Origin of the sequence: Helicobacter trogontum (genome assembly GCF_000765905.2) — a bacterium.
GTDB classification, from domain to species: Bacteria; Campylobacterota; Campylobacteria; order Campylobacterales; family Helicobacteraceae; genus Helicobacter_A; species Helicobacter_A trogontum.
Genome location: NZ_JRPL02000038.1, coordinates 1 through 8,992, shown reverse-complemented (window position 1 = coordinate 8,992; position 8,992 = coordinate 1). Strand labels below are relative to the sequence as shown.

The following is an 8,992-nucleotide window of genomic DNA, read 5'->3' as shown; positions in this document are numbered from 1 at the left end:
ACAAATATATTGCTAGTTTTGTTGTTAAGGCAATATGTAGATGGGTGTTTTTATGGAAATGATTTCATATAACTCTTTCATATTTGCGTTATCGAGTGCTATGCAACCATCAGTCCAATCACCATATTGCCAAAAAAGCTCTTTTATGACATTCATACCATTTGGTAGTCCATGGATTTTAATATCACCACCCGCACTTTTATTATGGCGTTTTGCATTGGCAATGTCAGTTTGATTGGGATAACTAATCCCAAGATTTAGAAAATAGCGTGAGTTTGGATTTTTTGAGTCTATATAATACAAGCCTTCAGGTGTTTTGCCATCACCCTCAAACATTTTATGCCCATATGGATTCTTACCTAATGCAATATGGGAATAGCTTTTGAGTAATTGTCCCTTATCATCATAGAGTTCTAAAACTCTTTTGTGTTTGTGTACGACAATCTTTGCTACGTTGTCTTTTAGACTCCAATCTATTGGGTATTCTTGATTTCTTTCTACCGCAATACTTATTTGATATAATGCAGTTATGGCAATGATAAAACAACACAATACTATCGCAGTGGTTGCAAAACTTCTTGCCATTATCCGATCCTAAACAAGTATTGTATCCATCTATATAGATAGAAGATGATTTGTCGCAACTTGCCATATGCGAGATATAATAATCACTATTTCTTCTTTGTGGTTGCTGTTTTTGTGCTTTTGGTTGCTCGTGGTTTTTTTGTAGCTGTTTGATTACCAATCTTTTCTCCAAGTGTTTGGGTATCTAATCCTTCAAGTGCGGATGCAAACATATCAAGCATATCATCTGTTGGTATTATTTCACTGGTTTGATCGCTTACATTTTTTGGTTCTAAATTATAGATAATATTGTATGCTCGTTTTAAAAACGCTTCATTGCCTTTTGAGAATTGATAAAAGCATAATGCTTCTAAGCCTTTTGCTCTTATTTCACTTGCTAAAATACCAAACTCGCGATAATTTGAAGCAATTGCAATGCTATCGTAATTGCCAGAATATAGTGCTTTTGATACATCTACACTTAAACGCATATTATTATTTGCTTGACTATTGCCTATTGAGATTCCAAAATAATGTCGATCGAGTTGATTGTACCATGTATCAAGATTATCTTTTGTGATGTACGCACGTTTAACGCAGACATTGTAACCCTCATTTTGCAAATAATCGAAAATAAGCGTCATAAATGCTGCCTCAAGTCTATCACAATCAATAAATAATGCTAAATTTTTTGCCATATTATCTCCTTCAAATAGGTTTAAGCAATATACAATTCTTGGTATATTGAAACCATCTTTTTCGTATAGTTATGTTTTGGACTTGACATTATACTCTGTGTCTTGCCATATTCAACAATTTCACCTTGAAACATCACTGCTACATTGTCGCATAGATGTGCAACAACACCTAGATCATGTGTGATCAGTATATAGCTTACATTATAGGTTTTTTGCACATTATATAAGAGCTCTAATGTATTTTTTTGCACGAATTTATCAAGTGCACTTGTGGGCTCATCAAGGATCAGAATCTTTGGATTCATAACCATGGAACGAGCAATAGCCACTCTCTGCCTTTGACCGCCACTTAATTCATGCGGGTAACGAACAAGCAAACTTATGTCCAAATCAAGCACATCAAAAATTTTTTCGATTTCTTGCATAATGGATTCATCACTCTTTTTTTGCAATTTAAGCCCTTCACTTACCAAATCTTTTACGCGAAATCTTGGATTTAAAGAACTCATAGAATCTTGAAAAACAACTTGTATGTTTTTTCGCATTGCTTTTAAATACCTCTTATCGATTTTTCCGTTATGAGATAATGTTTGATTGAAATATAAATCCGTTCCCTGTGTATCCATAAGATGCAATATGCCTTTTGCTAGAGAACTCTTGCCGCTACCGCTCTCTCCTATGATACCCAAAGTTTTACCTTCTTGCAAGGCGAGATTAACATTTTTTGTAATTATAGATAGTTTTCTATCAAAGAATTTACTTTTTTTAACGCCCACACTAAAATCTTTAAGCTGCATTATAATTGGTGTTTGCGTGGCGTTATATTGTTTTGTTTCAAGGAAGTTGGCTTGAAATAGTTTTTGTGTATAACTATGCTTTGGTGTAGTGTGAATTGTGAGAGATTCTATAATACGTCCATTTTGCATAATGATATAGGAGTTGCAAAGCGCACGTAGTATGCCCAAATCATGTGTGATAAAAAGGATTGCAACATGATGTTTTATTGCGATTTGCTTAAGCATATTAATTACTTGCAGACTTAAAGATATATCAAGAGAAGTTGTTGGCTCATCGCAAATTATTAACTTTGGGTTGGCAACAAGCGCAAGACAAATTGCAACTCTTTGCCTTTGACCCCCGCTTAATTCATGCGGGTAGCGATTAAGCAAATCGCAACTAAGCCCAACTTCATTACAAAGAGATTCTATATGTGCTTTACGTTTTTTAGAGTCAGTTATTAGTTTGTGTATAATAAGTGTTTCTTCAATTTGCTTGTATACTTTGTGTAAAGGATTTAACGAGCTTAAGGGGTCTTGTGGTATGTATGAGATTTCTTTACCTAAGAGATTTTGCATTCTTGTGGCTTTAGATCTCTTTTCTTTTTGTAATTGCAATAGATCATAATGAAGGAATCTTATCTCACCTTGATGTATATTGATGTTTGGTTCAAGTCCCATAATAATTCTTGCAAGTAAGCTCTTTCCGCTTCCACTCTCACCTGCAAGCCCCAATATTTGACCTTGTTTGATATTGATATTAATATTGTGTAGGTGAAATGAAGGATGTGCTTGACTAGGCGTGGTGTTTGTATTCGTTTTTGCTTTCTTGATATTTTTGATAAAATGTGGTTTTTGCATTTTATTATTTGCATCTAGTGTTTGTTTAGTATATGGGGTTTTGTCATTCAAAGCATCATTTAGAGATTCCTTTATAATTGCATTATTTATATTTTGCATAAAAGCTAAATTGTTTTTGCTTGTATTGCATACTTGACTTTCATGAGACATGGTATTGGTTTCATATTGATTACAATCTTTTATGTCTGTGCTAAATGAAGCACATAAATTTTTAATCACTAAAAGTAAGTTCTGCTCTTGTTCTTTCATTATCTATCTCACACTTATCTTAAAACCTATTCATAAACATATATTATAGTCTAAAGATTCTGTAACTCTTCCAATTCTCACATTATTAAGTTTTGGGCAACAAAAGATAATATCATTTAGGTGTAAAATCAATATTTATTCCATTGCGCAATATAGTCGCATTGTAATTATCAGTAACAAGCACGTGTCTTGCAGATTGCGGTAAATCTATTTGATATGTTGTTTTAGAATCTGTAAGCATAATTGCATGAAGCGGATTCATAGCATTATCAAAAATAAGGATTTTTGGATACCATGCTTCTGTATTGTCTTGCGGTGTAATCTGGATTGTGCCTGGGTTAGCAAATGTAAGCCAATATTTACCATTAATTTGTGTAAGTGTATTTGTGCCTTTTGCAAGGAATTTTGCTGCCACAATATTTGAGTTAATTAAACTTATATCATATACCCAATGTGTAGCAGAATATCGATTGACATCAATGATTTTATAGCCCCGCTTTACTAGATTTGCAGTCATAACAATCGGATCAACATTAGATTCTGCATTCAGTGTATATGTAAGTGTAATCTCTTTATCTTCTTTTGTTGCTTGGGTTACATAAAAATAAGAGTAACCAATGCTACTCAAAATATTGCTCGCACTATACGCAAGAAAAGTAAAGCTTGGGTCTCTATCGGTTTGTTTGAGTGAATTGAGGCGAAATGTAACAGATACATTACTGGGTTTTGCAAGTTTTAGCGAGAGCAGCCCATTATTTTTCAATACACTAAGCACTTTAACTACATTAAGATTGTTGTCTTGGTAGAATGATTTCTCGTTAGCAAAGATTTTATTTATAAATTTTTCATTTGCTTGGTAGCTACTTTTTGTTATAAGTTTTTGTATCTTTTGCTGCAACTCATTTGCAACAAGTATATTGCATAATAATAATGTGGCTATGCAGATTCGACATGTTTTCATCATTTGCCCCCTAGTGCTTTATACTCTTTTTGTGTAATGAGTTTCATGCCCTGCTTTTTATCATATAACATATAGGTTACACCTCGTTGATTATATTCAAAGTTTTCACCATTTGCTTTTATGTTTAAGACTGCGTAACCAAAATGAAACACGGTGGGGTTTTTAATCGTAAGGGTAACAGGCGTTTTCTTTGTATATTTTTCTCCACGCACTTTTGTGATAGTATCTGTCCATGCAAACCACACATCTTGTTTTGGCGTGATTGTAAGTAAAACGTCTTGCATGTCATTTTCTTTGAGGTTTTGTTTTGTTTCTTCTTGTTTGGCAGATTTAGAATCTTCTTGTAAATCCTGTGTTTGCATTGTGTTTTGTTGTGTTGGTGTTTCGTTAGTATCTCTTGCTTCATTTGTGTGTATACTATCTTTTACAAGCATTTTCTCTCTTTTTTGTTCATTATCATTAAGTGCATCATAAAGAGAAATTGTAGGATAAGTCTGTTTTATATCTTTTTCAACAACCTGTTTTTGTGTGTCATTTTGCTCTGCAATATGACTTTCTTGTGTATCGTTTGAACCTATGAAGTAGATTCCAAGCGAGATGAGTAAAACAACGCTAATACTTGATATAGCAATAATCATTGTTTTATGCGATACTTGCTGCTTTGGCATACTGATTTCTATATTCATACTGCTTAATTGTTGTTTGCTGTTTGCTGTTTGTTTATTTGGTTTTGTGATTTTTTCCTGTTGCATGTTTGCAGAGTTTTCTTTATTTACAGGATCTTCTTGTTTAAAGCTTTGTAGGGTGTCAATTTTTACATTATTGACATCTACTTGTGCTACCTTAGTTTGCAAAGCATTAGATTCTGAGGAATTGGACTCTCTTGCGATATTTATCTGCTTGTATTCGTCATATTCTCTTACCCAATCACTTAGATCAAGCTGCAATTCACGTTCTAGAATCTTAATAAAGCCATGTGCTCTAGCTGGGTCAATATTATCAAATTTTTTGTCTAAAATGTCGTGTAATCTTACTAATGTGATCCTTGTTTTGCGATGAATTTCATCAATATCTATTTGTTTTAATTTATCAAAATCAGCCATAATATTCCTTTTTTATATGTTGGATTCTATCAACTAAGATTCCAGCTGCAACGCTAGCATTTAAAGAATCAAAGCCATTATGCATAGTGATATGTAAAGTGCAATCAAGTTTATTAAGTAGTTTTTGTGGTAATCCCGTGTCTTCTCGACCAATGAAAATAGCCCATTTGTTTGGCTTAGACTCTAGAACGTTATTATTACTTTTACCAGCCCCAATAAGAATGAATTGCTTCATCTTTGCTTCATTGGCGACGCTAAGGCTTGATTTATGAAATGCAAAAGGCATATGTAGTAATGCCCCGCTGCTTGCCCTAAAAATCCCCTCTAATGCTTGTATATTCAAATCTTGTCTATCGCTAATAATAATGCCTCTAACACCAAGTGCATAAGCTGTTCTTACGATAGCACCAATATTTCCAACATCACTCATGCCGCATAAGACGACCAAGCTATGTAAATCAAGTAACGCTTTAATGGGTGTTTGCTGTATGGTTTCAATCTGTGCAAATACACCTTGATGATTTTTACCCCGTGCAAGGCTTTGTGCTTTTTTGTTATCAATTCGCAAAATCGGCACATTGAGTTTTTTTAGTTTAGAAAAGAAAGATTTCTCTATATCTTTTGCTAAATAAATCTCTTGAATACGTTCGGGTGAATGATGTACAACATATTCAAAACATTGTTTTCCAAAGATAATCATTATTAGAATCCACAGCCACTATTTTTTTCTGTAATGCTACCATAAAAAAGCTAGAGTTTTACTCTAACTCTTTTGAAAAATAAAGCTTTATAAATAAAGATTTCCTGACACATATACTCCGTTAGGTTTTAGGAGTTTTAAAAACACTATTAAATTATCACTTATTCTATAATAAATAGATAGTGTCATGTATATGTTATGTGTAGAGAGATACTTAAAGGTGTAAGATGTAAAACGATCTTCAAACCTGAATGAAAAGCAAGTGTTTTGAGAGATAATTGGCTTGCGTGATATACTCCTATATAATTTCTCTACATTAACAAGAGGCATATTGTGGCATATTATGTGATAATACGCTTTCTATCTCATGGATTTATGAAGCAAGATTGAGTGTGCCAAAATGTATCAACTGGGATTAAATGAAATCATCCTCGTCGATTTCTACGATGCTTATACCATTGTAGTAGAATTTTTCGCTATTTCCACCAAGCCATTTTCTATCGCTTGGGGTTTCTGCTTTGAGATATACAACCTGAGATGTAATACCACAATTTTTTACATGTTTTGTGCATTTAATAAGTACATCATCCCCTCTTTCAGAACAGCATACACCAATTCCACCAACTACTTGAAAATTCTTATCTAAAATTAACATAACCATTCCTTTTATTATTGTAATTTTAACGAAGAGCTGAATTATAACAAATTCTGATAAATTTTTACTTCTTAGTGTGTTGATAGCTTAAGTGTAGGTATAATTTTGTTTTTGTTGTTGTAGTGAGTTGCTAGAAACCTATACAATTAACTTTAATTTTATAGTTTTAGAGGATTTTATGAAGTATTTTAGTGGTTTTGGTTTGCGTGGAGATTATGCAATATTTAAGTCACTTTTGTGTGATTTTGGTTATGTGCCAAACCATTATGATATTATAGGGTTTAGTTCTGGGGCATTATCTGCCCTGCAATGTGCTATGCAAATGATTATTCATAAGCAAAGAGTTGGTAGAGTAATTCTTTTGTCTCCGTTGTTTTATACATATCATTTCACTAAAGATTTTAAGCTAGATACCGTGAGCTTAGATTCTAGTTCTATTGAGATGGATATAGACATGCTTATGCAGAACCTAAAGAATCTAGATTCTAAAAAAGGTGTCAAAAATGCAACACAAGTTATAACACACCTAGATTTTGAAGCTTTTGCTAGAGAACTTCCTCATCTTCATATAAATACATCATGGAATCTTTTTGAAAAAGCATGTATTCATTCATACAAAAAAGACAAATTGCAATATTACACTACATTGTATAAGAAACTTGGATTCCATATTGCACATGACAACATGCACTCAAACCTTCTTAATAGCAAAGAGTGTAGGGTTTTTACACATTTTGAAAAACTCACAACTCTTAGGAATTTATGGAATTTTTGCACTATAAACTTAGAGGAGATAAGAGAAAAATCACAAAAATTTGTAATTTTTATCGCAGAACATGATAAAATAACCAACTCAAAATTGATAAGTGATAATTTATCTGGGTTTGGAATCTGCTACATCTTGAAAGGTCGCAGTCATATTTTACAAAAAATAGCTATGAAAAGGGCATAATAATAGACATGAAGAAAAGGGCATTTTCAGGTATCCAACCAACTGGTAGCTTACATTTAGGTAACTATCTTGGTGCCATTAAACAATGGGTAAAAAATCAAGCGGAATATGAAAATATCTATTGCGTTGTGAATACCCATGCGATCACGATATATCAAGATCCAAAGGTATTGCAGCAAAACACTACAGAGCTTTTTGCTATGTTGCTCGCGTGTGGTCTTACGAGCGAAAACACAAAGCTTTTTGTGCAAAGTCGTATTGATTATCATGGTGCACTTGCGTGGATTCTTGACTGCAATATAGGTATGGGAGAGATGAGTCGCATGACGCAATTTAAAGATAAATCACAGAAGAATCCACAAAATATAAATGTTGGACTTTTTAACTATCCTGCGTTAATGGCGGCTGATATTTTGTTGTATCAAAGTGATTTTGTGCCAGTTGGCGAAGACCAAAAACAGCACTTGGAACTTACAAGAAATGTTGCAATGAGATTTAATGAACGTTATGGAGAATGTTTTAAGGTGCCAGAGCCACTAATTGCACAAGTTGGTGCGAGAATCATGTCTCTTGATGATCCAAAGACAAAGATGAGTAAATCAAATAAGGGCGAATATAGTGCTATAAATCTGCTTGATTCTAAAGATACTATTATAAAAAAGGTTAAAAAGGCTACGACGGATAGTTTTAATGAGATTGCTTTTGATAAAGAGAGAGAAGGGCTTTATAACTTGTTATGTATTTATGAATGTATAACAGGCAAGAGTCGCACAGAAATTGAAAGTAGCTTTAGAGGTTATGGTGAATTTAAACTTGCACTTGCTGAGGCTATTTTCGCAGAATTAGAACCAATACAACAAAAATATCATCAATTTATGAAGGAAAAAGCTTATATTAATGATATAATCACGCGTGATGAAACATATATTAGGGAATTGGCTCGGACTACTTATGATAGAGCAAAGTCCCTAGTAGGTTTAATTTAAAATTAGGAGAAGATAATGGATGACATTGTAAAAGAGGATATTTCTACAATCATAGAGCAGATTCAAGACTCTTTAGATGAACTTGAGAGTCATTTTGAAAAGCTAGAGTCTAAAAGTGCTAAGAATTCAGAGACGATTAATAATATGATTGAAGAAATGCGATTAAATCTTGAAACATTACGTGATTTTCAAGATGGCTAGATCCAATATCTGATCTGAACATGTCAGTTAGAAAAATAACTGATATTTTCACTACATTGCATATTTCTGTACTAAGTTTTTTAAACTTAAGCAGTGTTTTTATGGAGGGGAAATTTTCCCCATAAACCACATTTACAATATATTTAAATATTTAAGAATATTCGAAATCCCTTTCAACCCCATACCCACAACAATACACATTAATATTTGCCATTACTAGATTATATTCTTATATTCAATCTATATTTATACTATACAATATCTATAATACACACTCAAGAAAGAC

The 8,992-nt window shown here is 33.0% G+C and carries 10 protein-coding genes; 3 read left to right on the top strand and 7 right to left on the bottom strand.

Annotated features, from left to right (window positions below; genetic code table 11):
- Nucleotides 1–24 precede the first annotated feature (24 nt).
- The 7 genes from LS81_RS09860 to LS81_RS09830 form a co-directional block, all read right to left on the bottom strand.
- Nucleotides 25–585: a L,D-transpeptidase family protein gene (locus LS81_RS09860; protein WP_138069915.1), complete on the bottom strand. Its 561-nt coding sequence runs from the start codon at nucleotides 583–585 to the stop codon at nucleotides 25–27.
- A gap of 86 nt (nucleotides 586–671) precedes the next feature.
- Nucleotides 672–1,262, bottom strand: a complete 591-nt coding sequence (locus LS81_RS09855; protein WP_034346581.1) for an NYN domain-containing protein — start codon at nucleotides 1,260–1,262, stop codon at nucleotides 672–674.
- 20 nt (nucleotides 1,263–1,282) lie between these two features.
- Complete coding sequence (locus tag LS81_RS09850) at nucleotides 1,283–3,148, bottom strand: ATP-binding cassette domain-containing protein (protein ID WP_052096557.1); 1,866 nt, start codon at nucleotides 3,146–3,148, stop codon at nucleotides 1,283–1,285.
- Between the two features lie 112 nt (nucleotides 3,149–3,260).
- A complete protein-coding gene (locus LS81_RS09845) occupies nucleotides 3,261–4,112 on the bottom strand; it encodes a DUF4988 domain-containing protein (RefSeq protein WP_233715947.1) in 852 nt (283 codons plus the stop codon).
- Nucleotides 4,109–5,212: a helix-turn-helix domain-containing protein gene (locus LS81_RS09840; protein ID WP_034346579.1), complete on the bottom strand. Its 1,104-nt coding sequence runs from the start codon at nucleotides 5,210–5,212 to the stop codon at nucleotides 4,109–4,111. The genes LS81_RS09845 and LS81_RS09840 overlap by 4 nt, the downstream gene beginning before the upstream one ends.
- Nucleotides 5,205–5,912, bottom strand: coding sequence for a TrmH family RNA methyltransferase (locus tag LS81_RS09835; protein ID WP_034346578.1), 708 nt, complete (start codon nucleotides 5,910–5,912; stop codon nucleotides 5,205–5,207). Before LS81_RS09835 ends, LS81_RS09840 begins: the two co-directional genes overlap by 8 nt.
- Before the next feature lie 415 nt (nucleotides 5,913–6,327).
- A complete protein-coding gene (locus tag LS81_RS09830) occupies nucleotides 6,328–6,567 on the bottom strand; it encodes a hypothetical protein (protein ID WP_034317014.1) in 240 nt (79 codons plus the stop codon).
- A 178-nt stretch (nucleotides 6,568–6,745) separates the two neighbouring features.
- On the opposite strand from LS81_RS09830, the gene LS81_RS09825 reads away from it, so the two are divergent.
- The 3 genes from LS81_RS09825 to LS81_RS09815 are packed head-to-tail and all read left to right on the top strand — an operon-like array spanning nucleotide 6,746 to nucleotide 8,706.
- The gene (locus LS81_RS09825) at nucleotides 6,746–7,519 is read left to right on the top strand and encodes a hypothetical protein (protein WP_034346576.1); all 774 of its coding nucleotides are present in this window, start codon (nucleotides 6,746–6,748) and stop codon (nucleotides 7,517–7,519) included.
- Between the two features lie 8 nt (nucleotides 7,520–7,527).
- Entirely contained in the window at nucleotides 7,528–8,505 is a 978-nt protein-coding gene (gene trpS / locus LS81_RS09820; protein ID WP_034346575.1) for a tryptophan--tRNA ligase, read from the top strand.
- Nucleotides 8,506–8,520: 15 nt separating this feature from the next.
- Complete coding sequence (locus LS81_RS09815) at nucleotides 8,521–8,706, top strand: hypothetical protein (RefSeq protein ID WP_034316997.1); 186 nt, start codon at nucleotides 8,521–8,523, stop codon at nucleotides 8,704–8,706.
- The last annotated feature ends 286 nt before the right edge of the window (nucleotides 8,707–8,992 follow it).